Genomic DNA, 26,193 nt, shown 5'->3' with positions numbered 1-26,193 from the left:
CTCAGCCGCCGACGCGGACGCGGCGGGAGGCGCCGTCGGACAGGAACGCCGACAGCTCCTCCGCCCGCTCCGCGACGGCGTCCCGCTCCGCCGGGGTGAGCGGGCGCAGCGGGGTGACGGACACGGTGTCGTCCCCGCCGGTCCAGGTCGCGGTGACCCGGCCGTCCACCAGCACCACGCGCTCCCCGGCCACGGAGAGGCCGCGGTGCTCGTCGTCGATGATCCGGCCGCGGTACCGGTATCCCAGGACGGCGTTGTCGAACGCGGGGAGGAACCGCACCGGCGCGGGGGTGTCGGGGTCGGGCAGCGGGGCGCCGGGCAGGTCCAGCAGCTCCCGGCCGCCCGTGTCGCGGAAGGAGACCAGCTCCTCGCGGACCGCGGCCACCGCGGCGGGCAGGCCGGCCAGACCGCACCAGGCGCGCAGGTCGGTGGAGGTGGCGGGGCCGTAGGCGGCGAGGTAGCGCCGGACGAGTTCCCGGCCGACCGGGTCGGTGCCGCCGGGGTCGTGCGGCGCGGGCTCACGGCCGGTCCAGGCCGACAGCGGGGCGTTGCGCACCCCGGCCCTGGTGCGCCACAGCCCGCGCGGCGGGGTCTGCACGACCGGGACCAGGGCGGAGACCAGCATCTCGCCCAGCGCCCGCCGGTGTGCGTCGGGCCAGCGGTCGGCCACGGCCCCGACGAGTTCGGCCATGGTGCGGGGCTCGCCGTCGGCCAGCACCGCGCGGCCCGCCGCCTCCAGCTCGTCCAGGTCCACCCCCTCCAGTTCCCGGCGGTAGGTGGCGGCGACCTTCTGGCGCAGCATGGCGCCGAACCGGGAGCGCCAGGCGAGCACGTCCTCGGTGGTCATCAGGTGGACGGTGCGGCGCATGAGGTGGACCCGTACCACGCGGCGTCCGGTCAGCAGGTCCGACAGCTCGGGCGCCCGGAAGCGGCGCATCCGGGTCCACAGGCCGACGAACGGCTCCTGCGGCTCCTGGGCCTGGAGCCCGCACAGGTGGGACACCAGGTCCAGGGCCGACCGGTCGGAGGGTTCGAGCAGGGCCTGCCGGGCGAGCGCGGCGCGGTTGAGCGCCCGGTCGTCCAGAACGGTCATGGGTGTACCTTCCGTGCGTCCCTCCCGGCGCACGCCGGGACACCGCGTCCCCCGCGGCCTGCGGCCACTCTCGCAGGCGAACAGGTCAGGTTCCGTCCTCTACTCTCCTGGAGACCGGGGGGACACCCCCATCCCCCGGCGGGAGGCCGGAGCCGGGCGGTGAGGGGGATCAGGGGCGGAGGAGGAGTTCCCCGGCGAGCATGATCGCCTCGCGGTGGGTGCGGCCCGGATGGTCCACGGCGATGAAGTGGCGGCCGATCGCCAGCGCGAACATCAGGGTGCAGCGCGCCTCGACCTCGTCGGGGTCCTCGACGAAGCTCCCGAACATCGAACGCAGGAAGTCCATCCGCACGTTGTCGACGCGGCGCAGCCGCTCGGCGACCGCCGGGTCCTGGCGGGCCCACTCGCGGACGGCGAGGTCGATCCGGTGCAGCTCGTCGGTGAAGGTCAGCTCCCCGGCTCGGCGGATCTTGTCGACCGGGTCGCCGCCCTCGGCCTCGACCCGGGCGAGGACGTCGTCGGTGCAGCGCCGCTCCCACTCGTCGAGGAGCTCGGCGAGCAGCGCGGGACGGCCGTCGAAGTACCCGTAGAAACCGCCCTTGGTCACGCCGAGTCCGGCGGCCAGGGCCTCGACCCGGACCGCGTCCGGGCCGCCCCGGGCGAGGGCGTCGAGTCCGGCCTCGATCCAGCGGCTGCGCGGGGTGCGGGCTGCGGGAGGCACCTGTTTCACCGGTCCCCGGATGTCGCGTTCATTTTCTGTACGCTACCGTACATATGAGATATACGGCTGCGTATAGAACGAGGGGCCGACCATGGCACGGATCGCGAAGTCCACGCACACCGAGCACCCCTGGCGCGTCCACGACGTGGCGCCGGACTTCGAGGTCGAGGACGTGTGGGCGTTCCGCGTCCCCGGAGCCGGCCCCGACGACTTCCGGGCCGTGCTGGCGGCGATCCGCTCGTCCGGCGGGATCGGCCGGATGCCCCCGGCGGTGCGGTTCCTGTTCACCCTCCGGTGGCGGCTCGGCGCGCTCCTGGGCTGGGACGGGCCGGAATCGGGAGTGGGCGGGCGGGTCCTCTCGCTCCGCGACCGCCTGCCCGCCGACCTGCTCGCCGCACCGCGCGGAGAGGACCGCGACGACATGCCGCTGAAGGCGGTCTACGAGACCGACACCGAGGCCGTCCGCGAGCTGGCGAACCGGACCGTGCACTCCCTGATGCACCTGGGCTGGGCACGCCGCGCCGACGGCGCCCACGAACTCCGGATGGCCGTGCTCGTCAAACCCAACGGCCGGTTCGGGCGCCTCTACCTGGCAGCCATCGCGCCCTTCCGGTACCTCGTCGTCTACCCCGCCCTGACCGCCCGCTGGGAGCGGGCCTGGGCCGAACGGAACGGAGCCGGAGCATGACACGGCGAACGGAACAGAGCGCCGGGACAGGCAGGACACCCCTGCGCTGGGCGAGCGCCATCATGATCGTGCTGGGGGTCGGCCACCTGACCCTGCTGGCGGTCCTCTCGTGGGCGGACATCGCCGCCTGGGCGGAGCGGGGGCTGTGGGCCGCCGTCCCGCTGGAGGCGGGCGCGACCGACCTCACGGCGGCCGAACTGCGCAACGAGGTCGTCTTCTGGGCCGGACCCGGGAGCTTCTCCGTGCCGCTGGCCCTGCTGGGCACCCTCCTGTGGCACCTCGCCGGGCGCGGGGTCGCCGTTCCCGCCTGGGTCGGCTGGGGGGTCGCGGTGTGGTGCGTCGTCGGCGGGATCCTGCTGGTGCCCTCGCCCTACTTCCTGGGAGCCGCGGCGGGCCTGCTCGTCGTGCTGGCGGCGCGCCGCGGGCGTCTCCGCGAGGCCGGGCCCGCCCCCGTCACAGCGCCAGGACGGTCGGCGGAGAACCGTTCTCGATGACCCGGCGGAAGTGGCGGCGGGCGAACGAGGCGAACCGCTCCACCTCGGGGTGCGGCCGCGACGCGGGCCACACCAGGCTGACCTCCACCCGCGCGGAGTCCCGCACGGGCAGGTACACCACGCCCGGGTGGCGGTGCCCGTAGGAGGTCGCGGCAGCGGTGACCCCGACGGCGTCGCCCATCGCGATCCGGGTGAGCCACTCGTCGGTGTTGGCGACGGTGACGGTCCGCTCCGGGACCGCCGCGCCGTCCCACACCCGCAGGGTGACGGTCGGGGAGGTCGCGCACAGGGCCACGGTCTCCCCGGCCAGCTCGGCGAGGCCGACCGAGGACCGGCGGGCCAGCGGGCCCGTCGCGGGCACCCCGGCGACCAGGGTCTCGGTGAACAGGTGGGCGGTGACGGTGTCCGGCAGTGAGACCTCCTCCGGCAGCACCCGGCGCACGATCACGGCGTCCAGGCTCCCGTCGAGCAGGCCCGCCTCCGGATCGTCGGGTCGGCGCACCTCCACCTCGGCGGCGGACACGGCCCGCCAGCCGCGCAGCAGCGGAACGGTGTGCTCGCCCAGCCCCGCCCAGGCCCATCCCAGCCGCAGCGGCCCGGACGCACCGGCGTCGGCGAGCGCGCGGTCCAGCCGCGCCAGCAGCACCGAGGCCTCCTCGAACAGCCGACGGCCCCGCCCGGTCAGCCCGGTGCGCCGGGTGGTGCGCTCCACCAGCCGCGCACCCACGATCTCCTCCAGCCGGTCGAGGGTCCGCGACAGCGTCGGCTGGGTGACGCCCAGCTCGGCCGCCGCGGCGGTGACCGTGCCCCGGTTCCCGACGGCGACCAGGGCGCGCAGGTGGCGGAGTTCCACATCCATGCGTCCAGCGTATGACCCGGGCGCGCGACGTATTTCCCCGGCCGGGGGCCCGGCGCCTAGCTTTTCCCCATGAGGATCTTGCTCGTAGGAGCCACCGGGAAACTGGGATCGGAACTGCACCGGACGCTGGCCGGGCGCGGACACGACGTGGTGGGTGTCGGCCGCAGCGGCGGCGACATTCGCTGCGACATCACCGACCCGCAACAGTCGGCCGCGCTGTGGGACCGGGTCGGGACGGTGGACGCGGTGGCCAGTGCCGCGGGCGACGTCCCCTACCGGCCGTTCGCCGAGATGGAGTCGCGGGACTACACCCGGGCGTTCGAGGGCAAGGTGCTCGCCCAGATCGACCTGGTGCGCACCGGCCTGCCCCACGTGGCCCCGCGCGGCTCGTTCACGCTCATCACGGGAATCCTGGCCCGCGAGCCCATCGTCACCGGCAGCGCGGCGTCGATGGCCAACGGCGCGCTGGAGGCGTTCGTGCGGGCGGCGGCGGTGGAGATCGCGCCGCGGCGGATCAACGCGGTCAGCCCCTCGGTGTTCACCGAGAGCCTGGACGACTACGGCGACTTCTTCCCCGGCTTCGCCCCCGTGGACCTGGCCGACGTGGCCGCCGCCTACGTCAGGTCGATCGAGGGCGCCGACACCGGCCGCGTCCACGAGCTTCCCTGACACGCGGCTTCCCTGACACGCGGTCCCCACCGCCCCGCCACCCGGCCGCGCGGACCTGCCGGTGGTCCCCGACAGGATCGGACCACGGACGGGAACACCTCCTGGAGGCCGATCGTCGGGGGCCGGGCGGCCGCACCCGGCCCGCACCCCGACCACCCGGCCGACCGCCTCGTCGGGGTGCCGTCCCGCGGCCCGGTGCCCGTGGTCACCGGGTTCGCCGAGCGGCTCTCCGAGGCCCTGTACCGGCTGGACCGGCGCGAGTACGGGGAGGACCTGTCCTTTGACGCGTTCCTGTACACCCGCGCCGCGGTCGTCGCCGACGGGCGCGCGGCCTACGAGGAGGTGCCGGCCGACCCGGTGCTCTTCGCGCCCTGCGCCGAGGAGCCGACCCGGGCCGAGCCGCTGTCCTACGTTCCGGACCGCGCCTACGAGCACCTCACCGGCGAGGGGTGGCGGCGCGACACCCGGTACTCCTACGGGTCCTTCTCCGACCGGGGGGCCGGGAGCGCCGGGCGTGAGTCCGGTCGGTACCCTGCGGGCCCGGTGACCAGGGCGACCACGGTGGTCCCGGGGCGCAGCCGCCCGCGGGCGGCCAGGTCGTAGATCCCGGCGAGCATCTTCGCCACGTAGACCCGCTCCGGCTCCAGTCCGTGCCGGTCCCGGAACTCCGCGATGAACTCCCGCAGTGCGGGCGGGCACCTGGCGTAGCCGCCGAAGTGGTAGCCCGTCTCGATCGACCAGTCGCCGCCGGGAACCCCGGCCTCCCGTTGCAGCCGCCGCACCTCGCCGGTGAGGAAGCCGCCCCCCTTGAGCACCGAGAACCCCAGCGCCCGCCGCCCCGGACCCAGACCGGCGGCGACCCCGGCGAGGGTGCCCCCCGTGCCGCAGGCGCAGCACAGCACGTCGAAGTCCGCGTCGATCTCCGCGGCGGCGGGCACGCACCCCAGTACCGCCTCGGCGTTGCTGCCGCCCTCGGGCAGCAGGTGGAAGTCGCCGAACCGGTCGCGCAGTCCCGCGACCACCTCCGGTGTGTGCTTGTCCCGGTAGGCCGCCCGGTCCAGGTAGGCCAGCCGCATCCCCTGCCCGGCGGCGTACTCCAGCACGGGGTTGAGCGGCCGGTGCTCCTCCCCGCGGATCACACCGACGGTCGCGAACCCGCAGGCCCGCCCGGCGGCGGCCACCGCCCGGATGTGGTTGGAGTAGGCGCCGCCGAAGGTCAGCAGGGTGTCGGCCCCCGCCTCGTGCGCCCGCAGGAGGTTGCGGTGGAGCTTGCGCCACTTGTTGCCGGGCACCTCGGGGTGGATGAGGTCGTCGCGCTTGAGCAGCAGCCGCACCCCGCCCAGCCGGGGGTCGCGGACCTCCTCCAACGGGGAGGGCAGCCGGGCCGTGAGGTGGCCGCACCCGATCGACTCCATCCCGCCAGCCTAGAGACCCCGACCCCGACTCCGGCCCCGACCCCGACTCCGGCCCCGGCCCCGCCGCCACCGGCCCTGGCCCTGCCACCGGGCCCGCCTACCGGCTCCGTCCCTGCCACCGCCACCGCCACCGCCACCGGCCCCGGTCCGGCCCTGGTCCGGGGCGCGGGACGGCGGCCGGGCGGCGGGGGCTCCCTATCCTGGTGGCCATGGCAGAGAACGCCGGCCGGACGCCGCTGAGCGGGGGGCTCGCCCAGCGGGTGGTCGATCTCATCGCTCCGACGATCAGCCACAACGTCAACGTGATGGACGAGCACGGCACGATCATCGCCTGCATGGACCCCGAGCGCCGCGGCACCCTGCACCACGGCGCGCAGCGGGTCATCGCCGAGGGCCGTCCCGTCCTCATCACCTCGCCCGAGCCCGGCAGCTCCGACCGGCCCGGTGCCAACGAGCCGCTGTTCATCGACGGGGAGCTGCGCGGCGTCGTCGGCATCACCGGCGAGCCCCGGGAGGTCGCCCCGCTGGCCCGGGTCGTGGCGCTGACCGTGCAGCTGCTCATCGCCCAGGAGGAGGAGCAGGACGCGGCCACCCGGCGCCACACCGAGGCCCGCGACCTCATCGCCGCCCTGACCTCGGGCACCGCGTCGGCGGAGTCCGCGCGGGCCCGGCTGGCCGCCGCAGGGCTGGCCCCGCCCTGGTCGCTGGCGCTGTGGGCGGCGGGGACGCCCCGGCCGGACGGGGCGGCCGCCCCGCCGCCGCTGGCCGACACCGCCGTCGCCCGGTTCAACACCGACGGCGGGCACCGGTCCGCGGTGCTGCACGGCGCCCTGTGGCTGGTGGGCTCGGGAACCGCCCCCGACCTCCCGATGCCCGCCGGCGTCCGGCACACCGCGACCGAGCCCACCGACGACGTCGAGGCCCTGCTGGCCCGTGCCGAGGAGTCGCGGGCGCTGTGCCGCCGCGCCGGGCTCGTCCCCGCCCTGGGGAGTACCGAGCCCTGGTCCCGCGACATCGCCGTGGCCGTCGCCCACCTGCCCCGGCGCAGCCTGGAGCACCTGGCCCGGCGGGCGTCGGTGCTGAGCGAGGCGCAGCGGCGCACCCTGCTTGCGGTGGCGTCGACGACCTCCATGCAGGCGGCGGCCGACTCGGTGTACGTCCACCGCAACACCCTGCTCCAGCGGGTGGAGCGGATCCGGGCGGCCACCGGGGCCGACATCCGCCGCGCCGACCACCTGTCGGCGTTGCAGATGGCCCTCTACGCCCGTGAAGCCTTGTGCGTTTCGCACACAGGCTGAACAGGAAGTCACAGGAAGACTGGGCGAGACACCGTCGAATCGCACGGGGGTTTCTTCCTAGGCTCTGCGTCATGTCCATCGCGTTGCACGTACATGACCAGGGCGTTCCCGTCCGCGTCGCCATCGTCCCGGACTCCTTCAAGGGCAGCGCCCGGGCCGTGGACGTGGCCGCGGCCATGGAGCGCGGAGTCCGCGACGCCTTCTCCTCGGCGGGCGTCGAGGTGGACGTCCGCCCCCTGCCGTTCGCGGACGGAGGCGAGGGGACCCTCGACGCGCTCCTGGGCGCCTGGGGCACCGAAGCGCTCACGGTGGACACCACCGACGCACTGGGCCGGCCGGTGCGCGCCCGCTACGGCCTGTCGCCGGACGGCCGGACCGGGATCATCGAGGCGGCCGAGGCCAACGGCCTGCCGCTGGTCTCCGACGTCCCCCCGCGTCCGCTGGCCGCCACCACCCGGGGGATCGGGCCCCTGGTCACGGCCCTGCTGGACGCCGGGGTCGAGGAGATCCTCCTGTGCATCGGCGGATCGGCCACCACCGACGGCGGCACCGGCCTGCTCCGCGCGCTCGGCGCCCGCCTGCTGGACCGGGACGGAGCGGAGCTCCCCGACGGGGGCGGGAGCCTCACCGGCCTGGACCGGCTGGACACCTCCGGACTCGACCCGCGCGCCCGGGCCGTGCGCTGGCGCATCGCCTGCGACGTCACCAACCCCCTGGTCGGCGAGCGCGGGGCCGCCGCCGTGTTCGGCCCGCAGAAGGGCGCGGGCCCCGACGACGTGCGCGTCCTGGACAACGGGTTGGACCGGCTGGCCGACGTGCTCGCCCGGACCACCGGGGACGACGTCCGCGACCGCCCGGGCATGGGCGCGGCGGGCGGCCTGCCCGCCCCGCTCACGGCCCTGCTGGGGGCCGAGGCCGTCCCCGGCTCCCGCATGGTCGCCGAGGTCCTGGACGCCGAACGGCTCATGGCCGACGCCGACCTGGTCCTCACCGGGGAGGGCCGGTTCGACGGACAGTCCCTGGGCGGCAAGGTCGTCGACGCGGTCCGCCGCCTCGCCCCGGCGGGCGCCCCCGTCGTGGTCATCGCCGGAGACGTCTCGGTCACCCCCGAGGAGCTCCGGGACTCGGGGGTCACCGCGGCCTTCTCCACCGCCCGGGGGCCGCGCTCCCTGGAGCGGATGCGCGAGGAGGTCCTGGCCGACATCGAGTGGACGGCGGCCAACTGCTGCCGCCTCCTCGCCCCCCGCCTCGCACACCCGCACGCATAAGGAACACCGACCGTGATCTCGTTGCTCATCCTGCTCCTCCTGGTGGCGGCCATCGTGCTCGTCACCGCGCGCTGGAAGGTCAGCCCCTTCCTCGCGCTCATCGGCGCCGCCCTCGTCGGCGCCTTCGCCTTCCGGATCCCGACGGGCGAGGTCGTCACCACCGTGACGACCGCTTTCGGCAACACCCTGGGCAACATCGGCCTGGTGATCCTGTTCGGCACCATGATCGGCGTGATCCTGGAGCGCTCCGGCGCCGCGATCGCGATGGCCGAGGCGCTCATCAAGGTGCTCGGCACCCGCTTCCCGAACCTGACGATGTCCCTCATCGGCTACATCGTCTCCATCCCGGTGTTCTGCGACTCCGGCTACGTCATCCTCAACTCGCTGCGCAAGGCCGTGACCCTGCGCACCGGCGTGTCCACCCTGGCCACCTCGATCGCCCTGATGACGGGCCTGTACGCCACGCACACCATGGTCCCGCCGACCCCGGGCCCGCTGGCCGCCGCCGAGAACCTCGGCGCCTCCGACGACCTGGGCATGATCATCGCCCTCGGCCTGCCGGTGGCCGCCGTCGCCGCCCTCGCCGGACTGCTCTTCGCGAGCACGTTCTCCCGCAAGCGGTTCACCCCGCTGCCCGCCGAGAGCGACGACGACCTCACCGAGCAGTCCTACGAGGAACTGCGCGCGAGCTACGGCCGGCTTCCCAACGCCTTCGTCTCGTTCCTGCCGATCGCGGTCCCGCTGGCGCTGATCTGCACCTCCTCGGTCGTCAAGCTGCCGGGCCGCCCGATCGGCGAGGGCGCCGCCTTCGACGTCCTGTCGTTCCTGGGGACCCCGGTCATCGCGCTCATCGTCGGCCTGGCCGTCGCCGTCCTGCTGCTGCGCGGCCACGGCAGGCTGGAGCGCTTCAACGACCACGTCCAGGAGTCGATCCGGGTCTCGGCCCCGATCCTGCTCATCACCGGTGCCGGTGCCGCCTTCGGCGCCGTGCTTGCCGCCTCGCCGCTGACCGGCTTCCTCTCCGAGAACCTGAGCGGCCTCGGGATCGGGCTCGCGGTCCCGTTCCTCATCGCCGCCGCGCTCAAGACGGCCCAGGGGTCGTCGACGGTGGCGATCGTCAGCACCTCGGCGCTCATCGCACCGATACTGGGCTCCCTCGGGCTCGGCTCCCCGGAGGGCACGGTCCTGAGCGTGCTGGCGGTGGGCGCGGGCGCGATGGTCGTCTCGCACGCCAACGACTCCTACTTCTGGGTGGTGTCCCAGCTGAGCAGGATCCCGGTGGCGACCGCCTACCGGACGCTCAGCGTGGCGACCGCGATCGAGGGCACGGCCGCCTTCGCCACCGTCTGGACGATCGGGCTGTTCCTGCTCTGATCCCGCCGGCCCCGCTCCGCCGCCCGGTGGGGCGGGGCCCGGCGTCGGGCCGTGTCCACCGGCGGCCCGCCCCGGAGGCGCCCACGGCGTTCGCCGCCACCACCGCGGCGATCGCCGCCCAGTCCGGCCACGCCAACCGCTGGTCGAGGACCACCAGCCCCGCCAGCGCCGCCATCACCGGGTGGACGCTCATGAACAGGCCGAAGAACCGGGCCGGCACCCGCCGCAGCGCGTACAGGTCGCCGAGGAACGGCACCGTGGAGGACAGCAGTCCCGCCGCCGCCGCGCAGCCCAGCGCCGCCCACGTCGGCGGCTGGTGCCACAGCACCCACGCCCCGACCGGCAGGAAGGCCAGGGCGGACACCCCCGCCGCCGCGGCCGAGCCCTCGATCCCCGGCACCCGCCGCCCCACCGTCCGGTTGAGCAGGATGTACGCCGCCCAGCAGGCCGCGGCCGCCAGCGCCAGCCCCATTCCCAGGTGATCGCCGCTGGGCTGCGGGCGCATCAGCACCGCCACCGCGCCGCCGGCGGCCATCGCGCACCCCAGGTCCGTCCACCGGCGCGAGGAGGCCAGCGCCACCGCCAGCGGCCCGAGGAACTCCAGGGTCACCGCCAGGCCCAGCCCGATGCGGTCCACCGCCGAGTACAGGGCCAGGTTCATGCAACCGAAGACCAGGCCCATGGCGACGATCGGCCGCCACTGCTCCCGGACCGGTCCCCGCAGCCGGGGCCGGGCCACGGCGAACAGCACCGCGGCCGCCACCCACTGGCGCACCGCCACCACCCCGGCCGGGCCGATCACCGGGAAGGCCAGCGCCCCCAGCGAGGCCCCCACCTGGTTGGACACCCCACCGCCCAGCATCACCGCCGTGCCGGCCAGGCGCCCGCGCCCGCCTGCCGCGTGCCGTCCGGCTCCGGCCCCGACCCCGGCCGCGTCCGCCGGGAGCTCCTCCGTCGATGTCTCCATGACCGGATCATGCGGCCCGGCCGAGCATGCGCAAAATGCATGTGACGCTTGCTGTATACGCTGAACGCATGGATGTGGAGCTGCGCCACCTGCGCTGCCTGGTCGCCATCGCCGACACCGGGACCTTCACCGACGCCGCCCTGCACCTGGGGGTCTCCCAGGCCGCGGTGTCCCGGGGCCTGGCCGCCCTGGAACGGGCGCTGGGCACCCGGCTGCTGCACCGCACCAGCCGCGAGGTCACCCCCACCCCCGCCGGGCGGCGGGTCCTGGCCCGGGCCAGGACCGTCCTGGACGAGGTCGACGGCCTGGTCCAGGAGGCCACCGCGGGCCACCGCCGCCTGCGCCTGGGCCACGCCTGGTCGGCGGTGGGGCGCCACACCCGACGCTTCCAGCGCCTGTGGGCCGCCCGCGAACCCGGTGTGGAACTGCACCTGGTCCGCACCAACACCCCCACCGCCGGGCTGGCCGAGGGCGCCTGCGACCTCGCCCTGGTGCGCGCGGTCGTGGACGGGCGCCGGTTCGACGGCGCGGTCGTGGGACACGAGCGCCGTTTCTGCGCCCTGGCCTCCGACGACCCCTGGGCCCGGCGGAGGTCCGTGCGCCTGGACGAGATCGCCGACCGGCGGGTCCTCGTCGACCGCCGCACCGGCACCACCACCGCCGACCTGTGGCCCGCCGACCGCCGCCCGGCGCTGGAGCACACCCAGGACATCGACGACTGGCTGGCCGAGATCGCCACCGGCCGCTGCGTCGGCATCACGGCCGAGGGCACGGTCGCCCAGTACCGCCGCGACGGCATCGTGTTCCGCCCCGTGCGCGACGCGCCCACCATCCCGGTCCGGGTGATCTGGCGGTCGCACGACCCGCACCCTTCCACCTACGCGGCGGTGGCCCTGCTCGCCGAGGTGTACGGCCAGGCGCCGCCCCCGCTCCCGGCGGCGGTGCGGCCTACGGCTCCGGAGTGACCCCGCCCAGCCCCGACAGGGCCGCGGCGACGTCGGCGCCGGCCCCGTTCAGCGTCGCGTCGAGGAAGGCCGGGCAGGCCGCCTCGGCGATCCGGGCCGTCTCCTCCCGGCCCGGGGAGTCCGTCGGCGACGGGACCGGGGCGGTGGGAACGGGGCGTCGCTGAACCCGGGTGCGCCGTCCCCGGCACGGTCGGCGCGTACCGGGGCTCCGCCGCGGCCGCGAACGCCGCGTCGGGCGCCCGGCCGTAGCGGTCGTCGCCCGCCGCGCTCCCGGTCCCGGACCCGGCCACCGGCGCCGACGGCGGTCGTACGGTGTCCGGGCCGGGCGGAGGCCGGGGCCGGGCTCAGCAGCCGTAGGTCCGGCCGTCCGCAGCCCTGCTCCAGTCACAGGAGCTGATGGACCCGGTGGACGTGTTGTCGTCGCGCGAGCCCGGCTTCTTCAGCCGGATGTTCGGGTTCCGGGTGGTGCCGTCGTTGGGCAGCACGTGGCGGCCGTAGCCCCGGTACACGTGGTGGTTCCCCTGGGCGTCCCTGTGGTTGGTGCCGCTGCCGGTGTGCACGTACACGCGGGCGCCCGCCGGGAGCCGGTAGGACGGCAGGGGGCGTCCGTAGGTGTTGGTCGTGATGTCGGGGACGTATCCGTAGAGGTCGACCGTCTTGGTCGAGACGTTCTTGAGGATGAAGTACTCGCCGTTCAGGTTGACCTGCCTGTTGTCCTTGACGTCCGCACCGGAGGCGTTGGGCCGCACGTGCGTGATCATCAGGGCGCCGCTCGTGGAGGCCGCCTGCGCGGGAGCGGGGGCGGTGACGAGGGCGGCCAGGACCGCCGCCGCGACGAGAGCGGCCCGGAACTTTTTCTGCGCCACAGGTGCTCCTTGAAATGACGGACCGGGGTCCGATGTCCGAAATGAAGGGGAAAGCGGCAACCGCTGAGGAGACTGTACGGCCGGAGGCGCGGGCGTGTGGTGTTTTCTCCAGCTTTTCCGGATATGCGCGGGAGAGGTTTCTTTCCTTCCTGGCTGATGTTCCGGTCATCCTTTTCGAAGAGGCCGGAGAAATGTCTCCGGGGCGGAGTGAGGGACCGAAGTCCTCCCCGGCGCCGCGTTCCGTGCCGGACCGCCGGGAATCCGGACCCGGCCGCGGCCCGCCGGGCGCCCCGCAAGTACCTTTGAGCGCCCCGTTGCTGGCACAGTGACGAGGAGACCCCCGTCATCGCCGAGGCCCGCCCCCGGCGGTCGGCCGGTGACCGGCGGGCGCGGTCCCGGACGGGGAGCGCGCGGCGAGGACCGGCCGGGGCCGGGAGAGGAGCACGTCAGGTGACCGAGGATCGGAGGGAGGAGGAGCGGATGGGGCTGCGCGAGCGCAAGAAGGCGGCGACCCGGCGCTCCCTCCGGGAGGCCGCGGTACGGCTCGCGCTCGAGCACGGGCTCGAGAACGTCACCGTGGAGGAGATCGCCGCCGAGGTCGGGGTCTCCACCCGCACCTTCTTCAACTACTTCGGGACGAAGGAGGAGGCCCTCCTGGGCAGGCTCCCCGGGACGCTCGACGAGGACGCCACCCGGGAGTTCGCCGCGGGCGGCCCCACCGGGGACTTCACCGACGACCTCATCGTGCTGCTGATCGCGTTCCTCCTCGACACCGAGGACCTGGCCGCCCAGCGCGAGGAGATGCGGCTGCGCAAGCTGCTGATGGACCGGGAGCCCCAGCTCGTCCCCGGGGTGCTCGCCCGGTTCCACGACATGGAACAGGTGATGGCCGGGGCCATCGCCGAGCGCCTGGGCGAGCCGCCCGAATCGGACCGGCCCCAGCTGGCCGCCGTGACCGCGATGGCCGTCATGCGGCACACCATGCGCCACCTGCGCTATTCCGAGGAGGAGGACGCCGAGCGCATCCGGGCCCGGATCCGCGACGCGTTCCGCGTCCTGGGCGAGGTCTACGCCCCGCGCTGATCCTCCCGGCGGCCGCCGTTCGTCGTACCCGGCCCGTAGTGTGCTCCATGACTCACCGGACACGGGGAACGCCGGAGGCGCCGCCCGCGTCCAACCGCCGTGCCCCCCAAGGGGGCGCCTCCGGGCCCCGTCAGGGGCGTCGGGGGGATGTCAGGGGCGCTCCAGGGCTCTCCCCGATGGGAAATCCCGCCGCGGGCGGGCAGGCTGAGGACATGAACGAGAAACTCCAGGGCAAGCGCTTCCGACGCAGCAACGACAACCGCTTCCTGGCGGGTGTGTGCGGCGGCATCGCCGACTACTTCGGCATCGACGCCAACATCGTCCGCCTGGTGTTCGTGGTCCTCACCGTGCTCGGCTTCAGCGGCGTCTTCGTGTACATCCTCGCGCTGCTGATCATGCCGGCCGAGGGCGAGCAGTACTCGATGCTCGAACAGATCATCCGCAACTTCCAGGGAAAGCCGGGACAGAACTGATGTGGACCCTCAGAGCACATCCGGGGTGGGAGCGGCGCGAGCTCCGCGCCCAGCGGCCCGACCACGAGGCCGAGGAGGAGCGCGAGACCTCCGGTGAGCGCTGCACCGACCCCGCCGCCCGCCGGCCCCGCCCCTAGGGAGACCCCTCCCGGGGCGGGCCGTGCGGGAACCGGGGAAGCGGAGGGCCGGGGGACGGCGCGGGCTCAGGCCGGGGAGTCGCTCTCCGCCATCTTGCGCGTGACCTCGTCGCTCATCCGCGACCAGGGCAGGACCAGCAGCAGCGCGAACGCGATTCCCAGCACTCCCGCGCCCACCACGACCGTTCCGGTGCCGAAGAACTCGGCGAAGAAGCCGCCCGCGAGGATGCCCAGCCCCTGGGCCACCTGTAGGCCCGAGGCGACCAGGCCGAAGGCCAGGGCCCGGCCGTCCGGCGGCACGCACAGCACGAACGCGGCGTTGGCCACGAACTGGTAGGCGCCGCTGGCACCGGACACCGCGAGCGCGACGACCATGAGCCACAGCGGCGGGTCGAACAGCCACACCAGCAGCGGGACCGACGCCAGCACGGCCAGCGGTCCCAGCAGCCTGAGCCGGGTCACCGGGGGCACCAGGCGGGTCAGGACCAGGCCGCCCGTGAGGGCGCCGATCGACGTCCCCGCCATGACGACCCCGGCCGCCGCCTCCCCGCCGCCCGCCTCGGCCGCCAGCGGGGTCGCCAGCCCGTAGGGGACCATGTACAGCCCGGCCAGCCAGGCCATCAGGGCGAGCGTGCGCAGCCGCGGGTCGCCGAAGACCAGTTTGGCCCCGCCGATGGTCATCGCGAGGAAACCGCCGCCCTCCTCCTTCTCCGGGCGCTCCGGCGCGGGCCGCGCCCTGACCCCGAACCGCACGATGAGCGCCGTCACCACCAGCAGCGCTCCGTTGCACATCACGGTGGCGTGCGGGCCGAACAGGCCCGAGGTGAAGCCGCCCGCCATGAAGCCCACCAGCATGCCCACCTGGGAGGTCAGCTGGATGATGGCGGTGCTGGCGACGTAGCGCTCACCCTGGACGATCTCGGTCATCATCGCGGCGCGGGCGGCGGCGAAGGGGATCGCGGGCAGCACCGAGCAGAACAGCAGGGTCCAGACCGCCCACAGCGGCAGACCGGGGATGCCGACCGCGGCGATGAGGACCGCGCGCAGCAGGTCGCAGACCACCATCACCTGGCGCCTGGGGAAGAGGTCGGCGAGGCCGGACAGGAACGGTCCGGCGATGAGCGGGGGGAGGAAGCCGAGGGCGATGGTGAAACCCGCGGCCAGCGGGGAGCCGGTGATCTGGTAGACCAGGATGCTCGCTGCGATGTTGAGGAGGTTGGTGCTGACCGTGGAGAGGATGTGGGCCGACCAGACGGCGCGGAATTCCCCGAGCGCCATGACCTCGCGGTAGCTGCTGCGCCAAGCGTCCTGCGGGGGGGACGAAGGCTTGTGACCCTCGTTGTCAGGCGTCTCGTCGAGGCGCGGATTGGCCATCCGGCACTCCCTTACTGTTACAGGGTTGAAATCACGCTGTGTCGTGTCCCAATGACCAACCGTCCCGGAACGCGCGCCACGTTGCAAGGCATTGCAAGGAATTCGTGTCTGATTCGTTGCTGGGGGTAATGGAACATCGGGTCACGGGATCAGCCGTCCCCGCCGGTATCCGGAGCCTTCCCCGCTCCCACTGCGGAAATGCGGGAGCACGGGGTTCCGCGCGGGAATTCGGGTCCCGTCCGGTCGGCCGACCGCGCACGGAGAGCCCCCGAAGTGGGACCCGATCCCCGAGGGGATGGGGTTTTCGGACGGTCACCCGGAGCCCGCCGCCCCGGCCGATCAGCCCCAGCCCAGTTCGTGCAGACGGGCGTCGTCGATTCCGAAATGGTGCGCGATCTCGTGGACCACCGTGATCAGGACCTCCTCGACGACGTCCTCGCGGGTCTCGCAGATCGCGCAGATGCCCAGCCGGTAGATGAAGATCTGGTCCGGGAGCACACCGAAGTAGGAATCCCCCCGCTCGGTCAGCGGAATGCCCTCGTAGAGGCCGAGCAGCCCGTCCGGCGACTCGTCCTGGACGGTGATCACCACGTTGTCGATGAGGGACGCCAGCTCCGGCGGGATCTCGTCCAGCGCGTCGGCGACCAGTTCCTCGAACTCCCTGCGTGTCAGTTCCACCACAACCGCCATTGTGCCGCCCGGGGGCGGGGCGTCGACCCCGGGGCGGGAGTCGGGATAGCGACATAAACACACTGGACGGGAGGAAACATTGGGAACGGTCCCCGTCACCGGCATGATGGGGGGGTGTTGTCTTGGGAAGCGATCCGCGCGTACGACTTCCGCGGGGCCCTCCGGCGGCTCCGCGAGGCCCTGGCCCGGATGCGTGCCGGCCGGGCCTGGCGCTGGGCCTGCGTCGTCGTCGCGGGTCTGGTCGGCGGATGGCTCGGCCTGGCCCTGGCCGGGCAGGTCGTCACGCCCATCGGCCCCGCCGACGTCACCCTGAGCCTCAACCCCCAGTGGCACGGTGAGACCGTCGTCAACGTGGCGCCCCTGGGCCAGCTCGCCTTCGACACCCACAGCGCGCCGCTGCGGCTGGAGGCCACGATCTCCGACATCCGGCTCTCCGCGGCCCAGGAGATGTTCGCCGACCCCGACGCCATCAACCGCATGGCCGCCGGGATCGGCTCCGACCTGCGCGAGGGCGTCATCGCCCTCGTGGTCCGCTCGGTGCTCGCCGCCGCCGCGGGCGCCGCCGTCATGGGCCTGCTGCTGTTCCGCAGCGTGTGGCGGGCGCTGGCCGGGTCGGGGGTCTGCCTGGCCGTCCTCGCCGGGTCCGGAGCGGCGGCCGGCCTGACCTTCAACCCGAGCGCCATCGCCGAGCCGCGGTACACCGGCCTCATCGCGGGCGCACCCCAGGTGGTCGGCAGCGCGGAGGAGGTCGTCGGCCGGTTCAACGAGTACCAGGAGCAGCTCGCCGGGCTGGTCGGCAACGTCGCGATGATCTACGAGGCGACCTCGGGCCTGCCGGTGTACGAGGAGGACGAGTCCGTCATCCGGGTGCTGCACGTGTCCGACATCCAGCTCAACCCGGCCTCGTGGAGCATCATCCGCACCCTGCGCGAGCAGTACGCCGTCGACTTCATCGTGGACTCGGGCGACCTCACCGACCGGGGCAGCGCCGCCGAGGACGTCTTCGCCGACGAGATCGGCAAGCTCGACGTCCCCTACGTGTGGGTGCGCGGGCAGCACGACTCCATGGGCACGCAGCGCGCGGTGGAGGCCCAGCCCAACGCGGTGGTGCTGGACGGTGAGATCCGCGAGGTGGGCGGGCTCACCCTGTACGGGGCGGGGGACCCCCGGTACACGCCGGACGCGACCAGGCTCAACCCGACGGCGGAGGGGGTGGCCGCCCTCGGCGAGGAGCAGGCCGCGGAGGTCATCGGCGCCCGGGAGGAGGTGGACCTGGCGCTCCTGCACACGCGGACACAGGCGGAGGCCTTCGACGGGGTCGTCCCGCTGGTCCTGACCGGAGGGGACCACCTGCGCTCCACCTGGCTCACCGGGCTCGGCACCCGGTTCCTGAGCCAGGGCTCCACCGGCGGCGCGGGTCTGCGTGGCCTTGATCACGGCCGGGGCAGACCGACCCCGTACCAGGCCTCGGTGCTGTACTTCGACGCCGAGACCGGCCGGCTGCAGGCCCGCGACGACGTCGACCTGGGCGGGCTGGGACTGACGTCGGCCCAGGTCGAACGGCACATCGAGGGCGACCCCGACCGGCCGGTGGGCGAGCCCGGAGCCGAGCCGGACGAGGAGTCCGAGGGCGGCGGACGCGGCCGCTGACCGCACCGGACAGGTGGCGTCACCGCAGGTCACGGCGCTTTCACCGGAGTGGGCAAATCGCTTTGGTGTTGGTGGGAATCTCCCCTATGCTGGACGTGTCACACGGGCCCCCATCGTCTAGCGGCCTAGGACGCCGCCCTTTCAAGGCGGTAGCGCGGGTTCGAATCCCGTTGGGGGTACGAGGCGGTTCGACCACTGTCGGATGTCTGGCAGAATGGAACCGCGGACGCGGACCGGGGAGACCCGGAAGGCGGCCGAGATCAGGTCCTGTGGAGCAGTTAGGAGTGCTCGCCACCCTGTCAAGGTGGAGGCCGCGGGTTCAAATCCCGTCAGGACCGCGCTCGCCGATATCTCGGCGGTACGGCTAGGTAGCTCAGTTGGTACGAGCGTCCGCCTGAAAAGCGGAAGGTCGGCGGTTCGACCCCGCCCCTAGCCACAATCCAAGACATGCGAGAAGGGCCCGCCACCTGTGGGAACAGGTGGCGGGCCCTTCTCGGTGCGCCGGTGGTCGCCGGTGGTCGCCGGTGGTCGTCGGTGGGCGGCGGGTCCGGGTGGGCGGCTGTGCTGAATACGCGCTGATGTTCCGGGCGGCTCGGCGGCGACCCTCCCCGGCTTCTCTCGGGGAACCGCGGGCCACGCCCCCGGTTCTGCCGGGCGACGGCGCCCTCCGGGGCTAGGGTCGGGGGTGTCTAGGGGGTGATCGGTGCATGGCCACGGGAAAGGTGCACGAGCGCATCGCGGACGACCTTCGGCGGCGCATCCTGGCCGGGGACCCGGCACCGGGCGATCCGCTGCCCGGGGAGGCGGAGCTGTGCGACGACTACGGTGAGGAGCCGGCCGTGGTCCGGCGGGCTCTCGGCCTCCTCCGGGCCGAGGGGCTGATCGGGTCGGGGGAGGGGAGCGCGGACCTGGTGCGCGGGCCCCGGCGCCCGGTCCGGCGGTCCAACGGGCGGCACCAGTGGGAGAAGGACCGGGTCCGCGCGGGCGTGGGCGAGAGACTGTCCACCGGCGCCACCGAACGCGACACCGGCCTCGAAGTCGACGACCTGGTGTTCAGCGCCTCCTACAACCGGGTGCGGGCCGACGCCGAGCTCTCCCGGGTCCTGGGGGTCCCGCACGGGACCGAACTGCTGGAACGCCTCTACCGGACACGCCACGAGGACGAACCCGCCCCCTTCGACCTGGTGCGCTCCTACCTGGTGGTGGACCTCGTCGAGGGCAACCCCGACCTGCTCGACGAGACGAAGGAGCCGTGGCCCGGCGGTACGCAGAGCCAGCTGCAAACGGTGGGCATCGAGTTCGACCGGATCGAGGAGCGGGTCACCGTCCGTCCGCCGACCGCGGCGGAGGCGGACGAACTGGGCCTGAGGGCGGGCATCGCGGTCATGGTGCTGCACAGGAGCTCGATCGACACGCGGGGGCGCGTCGTCGAGTGGGCCGAGGTCATCCTCCCGGGGGACCGCACCGAGGCACTCTTCACGACCACCCTGGAGCGCTGGTAGCCGACGCCCCGACCGGGCACGGTCACGGCGACCGGTCGTCCCCGGCCGCTCCCGCGCGCGGCGCCGGGGCCCCGCGGCGGAGGAGGGCGTCGCGTGGATCGCCTCGCGGACCCCGGCGGATCCGTCGGCGCAGGAGACCGTCACGGTGTCGCCGCGGACCCGGACGGGCCGGATCCGCTCGTTCTCCGTGGCCCGCCCGTTCCGATCGCGGCGGGAGCCCCGTCCGCGGCCGCAGACGGCCGCCGTGCCACCCGGCCAGGGTGGATCCGGGGACGAGGAGGCCGGATTCCGGAACCGCGGGAAGGATGTGGAAGTCTCTCCCTTCGCGAGGGTTCGAGGAAGGGAGCAGGGATGGGCGAGAGGTCGGCCTACGAGGAGATCGACGCGCTGCGGGAGCGGCTGAAGAAGCTGGAGTTGCGGAGCTTCGACGGGCAGCGGCGGGCGAACCGGGAGAGGGCGGCCTCCCTGGGGCTGGCGGTCGGGGCCGCCGTGCTGTTCCTGTCCCTGGGGCTGCCGTGGCTGCGGGGGACCAGCGAGTCCCGCGGGTTCCGGCTCTTCGACGACGGGACCGTCACCATGGGCGAGCCCCGCAACTTCGCCACCGGGTGGGAACTGTGGGGAGAGGCGCTCGTCGAGGGGCGCTGGGGGCTGGTGCTGGGGTTCCTGGTGCTGGCGGTCGCCTTCACGATGGCCGTGTGGGCGGTGTTCGCCCTGGGGGGCGACGAGGCCGCGGTGAGGAACGGGGTGCTGTTCACCGCGCAGATCACCGCGGTCCCCGGGCCGGTCCTGTTCCTCGTCTTCTGGCCGGAGCCGGTGGAGAACGCCCTCATCTCCGCGGGTTCCGGGGTGTTCGCGGCGGTGGCCGCCTGCGGACTGCTCCTCGCGGCAGCGCAGCGGGCCAAGGACCTCTGAGGGCCGCTAGCCCATCAGGCCGTGCTCCCAGGCCCAGGCGGCGACCTCCACGCGGTTGCGCAGGCCCAGCTTGGCCTGGACGGCGGACAGGTGGCCCTTGACCGTGCTGACGGAGATGAACAGCCGGTCGGCGGTCTCCTGGTTGGTGCACCCCCGGGCGACGGCACGGGTCACCTCGGTCTCGCGCTCGGACAGCGGGTTCGGGTGTTCCCGGGCGGGTGCCGCGGCGGTCAGGTGCCGCAGCAGCCGCAGGGTGACCGCCGGAGAGATCAGGGCGTCCCCGGCGTGCGCGGACAGGACGGCCTCGATGAGCAGGGCGGGCCCCGCGTCCTTGAGGACGAACCCCACCGCTCCGCCCCGCAGCGCCCCGTAGACGTACTCGTCGAGGTCGAACGTGGTCACCACGACGACCCGCAGGGGATCGGCGACCCCCGGGCCGGCCAGGAGCCGGGTGACCTCCAGGCCGTCCAGGCGCGGCATGCGGATGTCCACCAGGCACACGTCCGGGCGCAGGCGCCTGGCCGCCTCGACCGCCTCCGCGCCGTCCGCCGCCTCCGCGACCACGGTCAGAGCGGGGTCGCTCTCGATGATCCTCCGCAGGCCGCTGCGGATCATCGCCTGGTCGTCGGCCACCAGTACCCGGACGGTCATCGGCTCCTCCGGTCGGTCAGGGGAAGGACGGCGGACACGGACCAGCCGCCTCCGTCGCGGGGGCCCGCCTCCAGTGTGCCCCCCAGGGCCCGTACCCGCTCGTGCATGCCGGTCAGCCCGTATCCGCCCCGGCGCCGCCGAGGGGGCGAGGCGGGTGCGTCGTCCGCCACCTCCACGGTGAGGTCCTCACCGCCCCGGGCGACGCTGACGGTGACCGTCTCCGCGTGCGCGGCGTGGCGCGCGACGTTGGTCAGCGACTCCTGGACGATGCGGTGGACGGTGCCCGCGACCTCGGGCGGCCACGTCCGCTCGTCCTCGGACAGGTGGAGCCGCACGGACGGCCCGCCCCGCCGCGCGAACCGGTCGACGAGGTCGGTGAGCCGCTCGGCGGCGGGGGAGGTGAGGGAGGCGCCGCTCTCCTCGCGCAGCAGGCCGACGACGCGGCGCATCGCGGCCAGCGCCTCGGCTCCCTCGGCCTCGATGGCGGCGAGGGAGTCCCGGGCCCGTCCGCCGCCGGGCCCGTCGCGGGCTTCGAGCCTCCCCGCCTGGGCCTCGATCACGATGCCGGTGATGTGGTGGGCGACGATGTCGTGCAGCTCCCGGGCGAGTTCCATCCGCTCGTCGCGGCGCACCCTGTCGTGTTCCCGGCGGCGGCGGGCCGCCAGCAGCCGGGGCCCCAGACCGGACGCGACACCGCCCAGCCACAGGAGCAGGTTCAGCCACACCACGGGCATGCCGGAGGGGGAGCCCAGCTCGGACAGGAAGGCGGCTCCGACCACCGCGAGCCCGCCGGCCGCCACCGCGCAGGCCGGCCGGAGCGGCAGGTGGCCGACGGCGGAGGCGGTGAGGACCGCCAGGGCCAGGGCCGCGGCCGGGCCGGGTTCCGCGGGCAGGCCGAACCACCAGGAGACCGGCACCGAGGCCGCCGCCACGGACAGCCCGGCGGCCGCCGCCACCGCCCGGCCGCGGCGGCGCACCAGGGCGATCACGCCCACCGCCGCGCCCGCGGCCGCGCCCGGCCACCAGTGTCCGCCGCCCCAGGTCGACGCGATGCCGTACGCCTGGAAGGCGACCGCCGCCGCGAGGACCGCGGCCAGGGCCGCGTCCGCCGCCCACCTGTGCCGTCGGGGGCGCCCGGGGGAGCTGTTCCCACTGTTCACAGGGTTCAGATTAGGGAGGCCGGGGACGCGGCCGAACCGGCCGAAAGTACTGTTGCGGCGACCGCGAACCCTTCCTTCGGCCGGTGCCCGGAGCCGGGGCCGCCCGGCAGGCTCGGCCCCATGGCAAACGAACCCTTCCTCCCGGGACCGGCCGCCGCCCCGGACCCGCCGCCCCGGACCCGTGTCGTCGCGCTGGACGTGCTGCGCGGAATCGCCGTGAGCGGGATCCTGGTGTCCAACATCCAGCTGATCGCGGGCACTTCGACCGCCACCGCGGAGCCGCCCATGGGCGCCGCGCACGTGTGGCTGGGCCTCCCCGTCCTCTCCCTGCTGTTCGGCATCGGCTTCGCCCTGCTGCTGGAGTCCGCCCGGAAGCGCGCCCCCCGCCCACGGCTCGTCCTGCTGCGGCGCCTCCTGGTGCTCCTGGTGATCGGCCTCCTGCACCGGCTGCTGTGGCCGGGGGACATCCTCGGCGTCTACGCCGTCGTCGGCCTGCTGGTGCTGCTGCCCTTCAGCTGGGCGCCGCGGTGGGCGGTCGCGCTGGGCGCCGCCGTCCTCGTCCCGGCGGGACTGGTCGTGGGCATGGGAGGGCCGCTGCTGGTCGCCGGGCTGTTCCTGACCGGGGCGGCGCTGGTGCGCTACGGGGTGGTCGCGCGGATCGACCACTCCACCCGGGGCCCGGTCCTGGTGGGCCTGGCCTGTGCGGCGGGGGCGGCGCTCGCCGCGTGGGCGGCGCCGACCGCGGCGGGGCCCGGCCCCGTACCGTGGCAGAGCCTCACGGCGGACCTGCTGCGCACCGGAACGTACGTGTGCGTACTGCTGGTCCTGCTCAGGACACCCCTGCGGTCGGTGCCGACGGCCGTGTTCGCGCCCCTGGGCCGGATCGCGCTGACCCAGCACCTGAGCGCCACACTCCTGGTCCTGGGCGCCGCCCACGTCCTGGGCCTGCCGGTCGCCGGGTCCCTCCCGGTGGCGCTGGCCGTCGCCGGGACGGTCCTGGCCGCGCAGTGGGTGTTCGCCGTCCTGTGGCTGCGCCGCTTCGGACAGGGGCCGGTCGAGTGGCTCTGGCGCCTGGCCACCTGGGGCCGGCGCGGTCCCGTCGCCGCCTCCGGGGCAGTTCCGGCGGGCTGAACGACACGGCGGGCACGGCGGCGCCCCCGCCCCCGGGGGAGCGGGGCGGGGGCGCCGGCCGTCAGTCCCGGGCGGGTTCGGCCGCGGGCCGGTCCCCGTGGTCGATCACGCCGTCGTCCTCGCCGGAGAAGAACCGGCGCCCGTACACCAGCAGGCACAGGATGATGCCGACGGCGAACCCCCAAGCGGCGCCGTTGAGGGCCAGCACGGCGCCGGTGACGCCCGCGATGCCGAGGTCGGTCCGGCTGCGGGCCTCCAGGATGCCGACCTTGACGCTCACGAACCCCTGGATGATGAGGGTGAGCGCGAGAGCCACCCCGAGCACCGGTTCCACGAGCGACACGATCGGCAGCAGCCACAGGCCGGTGTTGGTACCCCAGCGGAACGAGCCGGCGCCGCTGAAGATCGACTGCATCGCGTCGCGGCCCTTCTTGTACCGCTCGGAGATGGCCACGTGCATGGCCGCCCACAGCGGGCCGCACATGGTGACGTCCGGGCCGATCACGCCCATCACGGCGTTGCGGGCGCCGAAGATCATGTGGGCGCGGTTCGGGTTGTAGCGGACCTTCTCGTCGGTGCGGACCTCGGCGGCCTCGTCCAGGACCGCGCGGGCCTGAAGCACGTCGCCGAAGACCACGATGTACGCCGCGGCGACGGTGGGGACCGCGGTGAGCAGCATCATCGCGGGCGGGACACCCACGCCGAAGACGGTGTACTCCGTCCACAGGGTCACGAAGTCGGGTGTGGCGAAGCCCCACTCCAGGGTCGGCCAGGGGGCCTCGCCGAAGAGCGGTGCGACGACGACGGCGAGCAGGATGCACGGCAGGATGCCCAGGCTCCCGATCAGCCGCAGCACCCGGCTGCGCTTCTGCGCGTCGGCGAAGCCCCTCGAGTAGAGCAGCAGGAAGGCCAGGCCCACGGCGATCGAGATCGTCCACGGGAAGGTCTCGAACCGGCCGCCCCCGGCGAACACGCTCTGGACCGCGGCGAAGCCCGCGCCCACGACGATCCCGGCGCGCAGTGCGTTCGGGATGAAGCGGACCACCTTGGAGGCGAGCCCGGTCACCCCCAGGGTGATCGACAGCGCCGCGAGCACGAGCTGGAACGCGATGAGCGCCTGCACCCGTTCGGGGCCCTCGGGGAACTGCTGGCAGTAGACCATCAGCAGCGGGACGGCCGGGGTGATCCAGCCGGGCACCACCGGGTCGCCCAGCAGGTGGTGGAGCAGGTACAGCAGGCCGTTGAGCACGACGACGGCGAGCGCCGCCTCGAACGGCATACCGAGGAGCTCGGTCAGCAGCGGGATCGCGGACAGGTCGACCGCGCACATGACCAGGCCCTGGGTGTAGTCCTGCCATTGGAACCTGTAGTGCACGAAGGGCAGGCGGATCTCGAACGGGCCCGCTTTCCAGTGCGGTGAGGCCGCGTCCGGGCCGGTGGGTCTCTGACTCATTGAAGGTGCTTTCGTGTTCCCCGGGCGCGGCGGCGCCCGGGCGGTGTCCACTCGGAAGGCCGGGTCACTCGTCGAAGACGATGACCTGGCGGACCGCCTTTCCGTCGGCGAGCTCGTCCATGGCCTCGTTGATCTCGTCCAGGCGGATGCGGCGGCTGATGAGCCGCTCCACGGGCAGGCGGCCCTCGCGCCACCACCGCGCGAACTCGGGGATGTCCCGCGCGGGTACGGCCGAGCCCAGGTAGGACCCGATCACGGTGCGCGCCTCGGCGGTCATGGTGAGGGGTGAGAGCCGGGCCAGGGCGGTCGGCCCGGGCAGGCCCACGGTGACGGTGCGCCCCCCGGGGGCGGTGGCGGCGAACGCGGTCTCGAGGGCGCGAGGGTTCCCGGCGCACTCGATGGTGTGGGAGGCCCGCAGGCCCTGCCCGGCGACCTCGGCCGGGGTGCAGGCGCGGGAGGCGCCCAGCTCCCGGGCCAGCTCCAGCTTCTCCGGGAGCGTGTCGACGGCGATGACCTCACCGGTGCCCTGCGCCACCGCGGCCAGCAGGGCGGCCATGCCGACGCCGCCCAGGCCCACGACCATGACGCTCTCGCCGGGCTCGGCCCGCACCGCGTTGAGCAGCGCGCCGCCGCCGGTGAGCACGGCGCAGCCGAGCACCGCCGCGACCTCCGCCGGGACGTCGTCGTCCACGGGGACCAGGGAGGCGCGGTCCACCACGGCGTGGGTCGCGAAACCGGAGACGCCCAGGTGGTGGTGGACGGTCTCGCCGCCGCGGGTGAGGCGCCGCGAGCCGTGCAGCAGCCGGCCCTCGTTGTTGGCCGCGCTGCCGGGGCCGCAGGGGAGCCGCCCCCCGGTCCGGCAGCCGTCGCACTCCCCGCAGCGCGGCAGGAAGGTCATCACGACGCGGCGGCCGACGTCGAGGTCGGACACCTCCGCGCCGACGGCCTCGACCCGGCCGGCGGCCTCGTGGCCGAGCAGCATCGGGACGGGGCGGACGCGGTTGCCGTCCAGCACCGACAGGTCGGAGTGGCACACCCCGGCCGCCTCGATCCGCACCCGGACCTCGGTCGGGCCGGGCTCGGCGAGCTCCAGCCGCGTGACGCTGACGGGGGCCGACTCCGCGTACGGGCGACTCCGTCCGATCTCCTCCAGTACCGCCCCGGTGATCTGCACCCTCGTCCGTCCTTCCTTGTCGGTCCGCCTGTGTGCGGCACGGGGCCGCGAACGCCCGTCGTCACCCTCGCGAGGTGTCTGACCAGGCAACTTTCCGAAACCTAGTCGGTCGGTGTCATGGGTCAC

The 26,193-nt window shown here is 74.2% G+C and carries 26 protein-coding genes, 3 tRNA genes and 1 pseudogene; 18 read left to right on the top strand and 12 right to left on the bottom strand.

The genetic code is table 11. The features are described from left to right. Window position 1 precedes the first annotated feature (1 nt). On the bottom strand, window positions 2-1,093 hold the full coding sequence (locus tag ACSUPR_RS14105; RefSeq protein ID WP_436891744.1) for a winged helix DNA-binding domain-containing protein: 1,092 nt from the start codon (window positions 1,091-1,093) through the stop codon (window positions 2-4). A 169-nt stretch (window positions 1,094-1,262) separates the two neighbouring features. Beyond that, window positions 1,263-1,814, bottom strand: coding sequence for a TetR/AcrR family transcriptional regulator (locus ACSUPR_RS14100; protein WP_436891742.1), 552 nt, complete (start codon window positions 1,812-1,814; stop codon window positions 1,263-1,265). 91 nt (window positions 1,815-1,905) lie between these two features. Between ACSUPR_RS14100 and ACSUPR_RS14095 the strand changes: the two genes are divergently transcribed. Beyond that, window positions 1,906-2,502, top strand: coding sequence for a DUF2867 domain-containing protein (locus ACSUPR_RS14095; protein ID WP_436891741.1), 597 nt, complete (start codon window positions 1,906-1,908; stop codon window positions 2,500-2,502). After that, window positions 2,499-2,996, top strand: a complete 498-nt coding sequence (locus ACSUPR_RS14090; protein ID WP_436891740.1) for a DUF6463 family protein — start codon at window positions 2,499-2,501, stop codon at window positions 2,994-2,996. Before ACSUPR_RS14095 ends, ACSUPR_RS14090 begins: the two co-directional genes overlap by 4 nt. Here ACSUPR_RS14090 and ACSUPR_RS14085 read toward each other — a convergent pair. Then, a complete protein-coding gene (locus ACSUPR_RS14085) occupies window positions 2,956-3,855 on the bottom strand; it encodes a LysR family transcriptional regulator (RefSeq protein WP_436891738.1) in 900 nt (299 codons plus the stop codon). The genes ACSUPR_RS14090 and ACSUPR_RS14085 overlap by 41 nt on opposite strands. A gap of 69 nt (window positions 3,856-3,924) precedes the next feature. On the opposite strand from ACSUPR_RS14085, the gene ACSUPR_RS14080 reads away from it, so the two are divergent. After that, window positions 3,925-4,524, top strand: coding sequence for a short chain dehydrogenase (locus ACSUPR_RS14080; protein WP_436891737.1), 600 nt, complete (start codon window positions 3,925-3,927; stop codon window positions 4,522-4,524). A 177-nt stretch (window positions 4,525-4,701) separates the two neighbouring features. Next, window positions 4,702-4,896 (top strand): annotated as a pseudogene (locus tag ACSUPR_RS14075) (DUF4240 domain-containing protein); the annotation flags it as partial. A gap of 101 nt (window positions 4,897-4,997) precedes the next feature. Here ACSUPR_RS14075 and ACSUPR_RS14070 read toward each other — a convergent pair. After that, window positions 4,998-5,939, bottom strand: a complete 942-nt coding sequence (locus tag ACSUPR_RS14070) for a 1-aminocyclopropane-1-carboxylate deaminase/D-cysteine desulfhydrase (RefSeq protein ID WP_436891736.1) — start codon at window positions 5,937-5,939, stop codon at window positions 4,998-5,000. A 209-nt stretch (window positions 5,940-6,148) separates the two neighbouring features. Here ACSUPR_RS14070 and ACSUPR_RS14065 point away from each other — a divergent pair, with 209 nt between their 5' ends. From ACSUPR_RS14065 to ACSUPR_RS14055, 3 genes are all read left to right on the top strand, one after another. Continuing rightward, the gene (locus tag ACSUPR_RS14065) at window positions 6,149-7,237 is read left to right on the top strand and encodes a CdaR family transcriptional regulator (protein ID WP_436891735.1); all 1,089 of its coding nucleotides are present in this window, start codon (window positions 6,149-6,151) and stop codon (window positions 7,235-7,237) included. A gap of 71 nt (window positions 7,238-7,308) precedes the next feature. Beyond that, the gene (locus ACSUPR_RS14060; RefSeq protein ID WP_436891734.1) at window positions 7,309-8,505 is read left to right on the top strand and encodes a glycerate kinase; all 1,197 of its coding nucleotides are present in this window, start codon (window positions 7,309-7,311) and stop codon (window positions 8,503-8,505) included. A 12-nt stretch (window positions 8,506-8,517) separates the two neighbouring features. Continuing rightward, on the top strand, window positions 8,518-9,879 hold the full coding sequence (locus ACSUPR_RS14055; RefSeq protein ID WP_436891733.1) for a GntP family permease: 1,362 nt from the start codon (window positions 8,518-8,520) through the stop codon (window positions 9,877-9,879). Here the strand turns inward: ACSUPR_RS14055 and ACSUPR_RS14050 are convergent. Continuing rightward, the gene (locus ACSUPR_RS14050) at window positions 9,806-10,846 is read right to left on the bottom strand and encodes an EamA family transporter (RefSeq protein ID WP_436891732.1); all 1,041 of its coding nucleotides are present in this window, start codon (window positions 10,844-10,846) and stop codon (window positions 9,806-9,808) included. The two genes, ACSUPR_RS14055 and ACSUPR_RS14050, sit on opposite strands and share 74 nt — an antisense overlap. A gap of 68 nt (window positions 10,847-10,914) precedes the next feature. Here ACSUPR_RS14050 and ACSUPR_RS14045 point away from each other — a divergent pair, with 68 nt between their 5' ends. Continuing rightward, complete coding sequence (locus ACSUPR_RS14045) at window positions 10,915-11,811, top strand: LysR family transcriptional regulator (RefSeq protein WP_436891731.1); 897 nt, start codon at window positions 10,915-10,917, stop codon at window positions 11,809-11,811. Between the two features lie 344 nt (window positions 11,812-12,155). Here the strand turns inward: ACSUPR_RS14045 and ACSUPR_RS14040 are convergent, their stop codons facing one another. Beyond that, window positions 12,156-12,677, bottom strand: coding sequence for a lamin tail domain-containing protein (locus ACSUPR_RS14040; protein WP_436891730.1), 522 nt, complete (start codon window positions 12,675-12,677; stop codon window positions 12,156-12,158). A 480-nt stretch (window positions 12,678-13,157) separates the two neighbouring features. Between ACSUPR_RS14040 and ACSUPR_RS14035 the strand changes: the two genes are divergently transcribed. From ACSUPR_RS14035 to ACSUPR_RS14025, 3 genes are all read left to right on the top strand, one after another. Next, window positions 13,158-13,760, top strand: a complete 603-nt coding sequence (locus ACSUPR_RS14035) for a TetR/AcrR family transcriptional regulator (protein WP_436892010.1) — start codon at window positions 13,158-13,160, stop codon at window positions 13,758-13,760. Between the two features lie 212 nt (window positions 13,761-13,972). Continuing rightward, window positions 13,973-14,233, top strand: a complete 261-nt coding sequence (locus ACSUPR_RS14030; RefSeq protein WP_436891729.1) for a PspC domain-containing protein — start codon at window positions 13,973-13,975, stop codon at window positions 14,231-14,233. Beyond that, a complete protein-coding gene (locus ACSUPR_RS14025; protein ID WP_436891728.1) occupies window positions 14,233-14,370 on the top strand; it encodes a hypothetical protein in 138 nt (45 codons plus the stop codon). Before ACSUPR_RS14030 ends, ACSUPR_RS14025 begins: the two co-directional genes overlap by 1 nt. Window positions 14,371-14,436: 66 nt before the next feature. Here ACSUPR_RS14025 and ACSUPR_RS14020 read toward each other — a convergent pair whose 3' ends face one another. Together ACSUPR_RS14020 and ACSUPR_RS14015 are read right to left on the bottom strand one after the other, a co-directional pair. Beyond that, window positions 14,437-15,744 (bottom strand): MFS transporter, encoded by a 1,308-nt coding sequence (locus ACSUPR_RS14020; protein WP_436891727.1) that lies wholly within the window; start codon window positions 15,742-15,744, stop codon window positions 14,437-14,439. Window positions 15,745-16,083: 339 nt separating this feature from the next. Continuing rightward, window positions 16,084-16,434, bottom strand: coding sequence for a metallopeptidase family protein (locus ACSUPR_RS14015; RefSeq protein ID WP_436891726.1), 351 nt, complete (start codon window positions 16,432-16,434; stop codon window positions 16,084-16,086). A 117-nt stretch (window positions 16,435-16,551) separates the two neighbouring features. On the opposite strand from ACSUPR_RS14015, the gene ACSUPR_RS14010 reads away from it, so the two are divergent. From ACSUPR_RS14010 to ACSUPR_RS13985, 6 genes are all read left to right on the top strand, one after another. After that, window positions 16,552-18,084, top strand: a complete 1,533-nt coding sequence (locus tag ACSUPR_RS14010; RefSeq protein WP_436892009.1) for a metallophosphoesterase family protein — start codon at window positions 16,552-16,554, stop codon at window positions 18,082-18,084. 106 nt (window positions 18,085-18,190) lie between these two features. Continuing rightward, window positions 18,191-18,263, top strand: a tRNA-Glu gene (locus ACSUPR_RS14005). 84 nt (window positions 18,264-18,347) lie between these two features. Beyond that, window positions 18,348-18,422, top strand: a tRNA-Asp gene (locus ACSUPR_RS14000). A gap of 24 nt (window positions 18,423-18,446) precedes the next feature. Further along, a tRNA-Phe gene (locus ACSUPR_RS13995) sits at window positions 18,447-18,520 on the top strand. A gap of 271 nt (window positions 18,521-18,791) precedes the next feature. Beyond that, entirely contained in the window at window positions 18,792-19,586 is a 795-nt protein-coding gene (locus tag ACSUPR_RS13990; protein WP_436891725.1) for a GntR family transcriptional regulator, read from the top strand. Between the two features lie 351 nt (window positions 19,587-19,937). Beyond that, window positions 19,938-20,498: a hypothetical protein gene (locus ACSUPR_RS13985; RefSeq protein ID WP_436891724.1), complete on the top strand. Its 561-nt coding sequence runs from the start codon at window positions 19,938-19,940 to the stop codon at window positions 20,496-20,498. A gap of 6 nt (window positions 20,499-20,504) precedes the next feature. On the opposite strand, the gene ACSUPR_RS13980 is transcribed toward ACSUPR_RS13985, so the two are convergent. Together ACSUPR_RS13980 and ACSUPR_RS13975 are read right to left on the bottom strand one after the other, a co-directional pair. Next, window positions 20,505-21,149: a response regulator gene (locus tag ACSUPR_RS13980; protein WP_436891723.1), complete on the bottom strand. Its 645-nt coding sequence runs from the start codon at window positions 21,147-21,149 to the stop codon at window positions 20,505-20,507. Further along, window positions 21,146-22,309 carry a sensor histidine kinase gene (locus ACSUPR_RS13975; RefSeq protein WP_436891722.1) on the bottom strand — a complete coding sequence of 388 codons (1,164 nt, stop codon included), beginning with the start codon at window positions 22,307-22,309 and terminating at the stop codon, window positions 21,146-21,148. Before ACSUPR_RS13975 ends, ACSUPR_RS13980 begins: the two co-directional genes overlap by 4 nt. 120 nt (window positions 22,310-22,429) lie before the next feature. On the opposite strand from ACSUPR_RS13975, the gene ACSUPR_RS13970 reads away from it, so the two are divergent. Continuing rightward, window positions 22,430-23,440 (top strand): DUF418 domain-containing protein, encoded by a 1,011-nt coding sequence (locus ACSUPR_RS13970; RefSeq protein WP_436891721.1) that lies wholly within the window; start codon window positions 22,430-22,432, stop codon window positions 23,438-23,440. Window positions 23,441-23,501: 61 nt separating this feature from the next. Here ACSUPR_RS13970 and ACSUPR_RS13965 read toward each other — a convergent pair whose 3' ends face one another. Next, complete coding sequence (locus ACSUPR_RS13965; RefSeq protein ID WP_436891720.1) at window positions 23,502-24,893, bottom strand: hypothetical protein; 1,392 nt, start codon at window positions 24,891-24,893, stop codon at window positions 23,502-23,504. Window positions 24,894-24,957: 64 nt separating this feature from the next. Beyond that, the gene (locus ACSUPR_RS13960; protein ID WP_436891719.1) at window positions 24,958-26,067 is read right to left on the bottom strand and encodes an alcohol dehydrogenase catalytic domain-containing protein; all 1,110 of its coding nucleotides are present in this window, start codon (window positions 26,065-26,067) and stop codon (window positions 24,958-24,960) included. Between the last annotated feature and the right edge of the window lie 126 nt (window positions 26,068-26,193).

Origin of the sequence: Nocardiopsis dassonvillei (assembly GCF_964273065.1) — a bacterium.
Classification (GTDB): Bacteria; Actinomycetota; Actinomycetes; order Streptosporangiales; family Streptosporangiaceae; genus Nocardiopsis; species Nocardiopsis dassonvillei_B.
This window is presented reverse-complemented; position numbering and strand designations above follow the sequence as displayed.

What these genes read in the sequence shown, in the direction of transcription:
- ACSUPR_RS14015 (WP_436891726.1), bottom strand. Translation starts at nt 16,434, where the DNA reads ATGGCGGTTGTGGTGGAACTGACACGCAGGGAGTTCGAGGAACTGGTC.
- ACSUPR_RS14065 (WP_436891735.1), top strand. Translation starts at nt 6,149, where the DNA reads ATGGCAGAGAACGCCGGCCGGACGCCGCTGAGCGGGGGGCTCGCCCAG.
- ACSUPR_RS14035 (WP_436892010.1), top strand. Translation starts at nt 13,158, where the DNA reads ATGGGGCTGCGCGAGCGCAAGAAGGCGGCGACCCGGCGCTCCCTCCGG.
- ACSUPR_RS13990 (WP_436891725.1), top strand. Translation starts at nt 18,792, where the DNA reads ATGGCCACGGGAAAGGTGCACGAGCGCATCGCGGACGACCTTCGGCGG.
- ACSUPR_RS14020 (WP_436891727.1), bottom strand. Translation starts at nt 15,744, where the DNA reads ATGGCCAATCCGCGCCTCGACGAGACGCCTGACAACGAGGGTCACAAG.
- ACSUPR_RS14025 (WP_436891728.1), top strand. Translation starts at nt 14,233, where the DNA reads ATGTGGACCCTCAGAGCACATCCGGGGTGGGAGCGGCGCGAGCTCCGC.
- ACSUPR_RS14085 (WP_436891738.1), bottom strand. Translation starts at nt 3,855, where the DNA reads ATGGATGTGGAACTCCGCCACCTGCGCGCCCTGGTCGCCGTCGGGAAC.
- ACSUPR_RS13985 (WP_436891724.1), top strand. Translation starts at nt 19,938, where the DNA reads ATGGGCGAGAGGTCGGCCTACGAGGAGATCGACGCGCTGCGGGAGCGG.
- ACSUPR_RS14080 (WP_436891737.1), top strand. Translation starts at nt 3,925, where the DNA reads ATGAGGATCTTGCTCGTAGGAGCCACCGGGAAACTGGGATCGGAACTG.
- ACSUPR_RS14060 (WP_436891734.1), top strand. Translation starts at nt 7,309, where the DNA reads ATGTCCATCGCGTTGCACGTACATGACCAGGGCGTTCCCGTCCGCGTC.
- ACSUPR_RS14095 (WP_436891741.1), top strand. Translation starts at nt 1,906, where the DNA reads ATGGCACGGATCGCGAAGTCCACGCACACCGAGCACCCCTGGCGCGTC.
- ACSUPR_RS14045 (WP_436891731.1), top strand. Translation starts at nt 10,915, where the DNA reads ATGGATGTGGAGCTGCGCCACCTGCGCTGCCTGGTCGCCATCGCCGAC.
- ACSUPR_RS14050 (WP_436891732.1), bottom strand. Translation starts at nt 10,846, where the DNA reads ATGGAGACATCGACGGAGGAGCTCCCGGCGGACGCGGCCGGGGTCGGG.
- ACSUPR_RS14090 (WP_436891740.1), top strand. Translation starts at nt 2,499, where the DNA reads ATGACACGGCGAACGGAACAGAGCGCCGGGACAGGCAGGACACCCCTG.
- ACSUPR_RS13980 (WP_436891723.1), bottom strand. Translation starts at nt 21,149, where the DNA reads ATGACCGTCCGGGTACTGGTGGCCGACGACCAGGCGATGATCCGCAGC.
- ACSUPR_RS14070 (WP_436891736.1), bottom strand. Translation starts at nt 5,939, where the DNA reads ATGGAGTCGATCGGGTGCGGCCACCTCACGGCCCGGCTGCCCTCCCCG.
- ACSUPR_RS13965 (WP_436891720.1), bottom strand. Translation starts at nt 24,893, where the DNA reads ATGAGTCAGAGACCCACCGGCCCGGACGCGGCCTCACCGCACTGGAAA.
- ACSUPR_RS14105 (WP_436891744.1), bottom strand. Translation starts at nt 1,093, where the DNA reads ATGACCGTTCTGGACGACCGGGCGCTCAACCGCGCCGCGCTCGCCCGG.
- ACSUPR_RS13970 (WP_436891721.1), top strand. Translation starts at nt 22,430, where the DNA reads ATGGCAAACGAACCCTTCCTCCCGGGACCGGCCGCCGCCCCGGACCCG.
- ACSUPR_RS14030 (WP_436891729.1), top strand. Translation starts at nt 13,973, where the DNA reads ATGAACGAGAAACTCCAGGGCAAGCGCTTCCGACGCAGCAACGACAAC.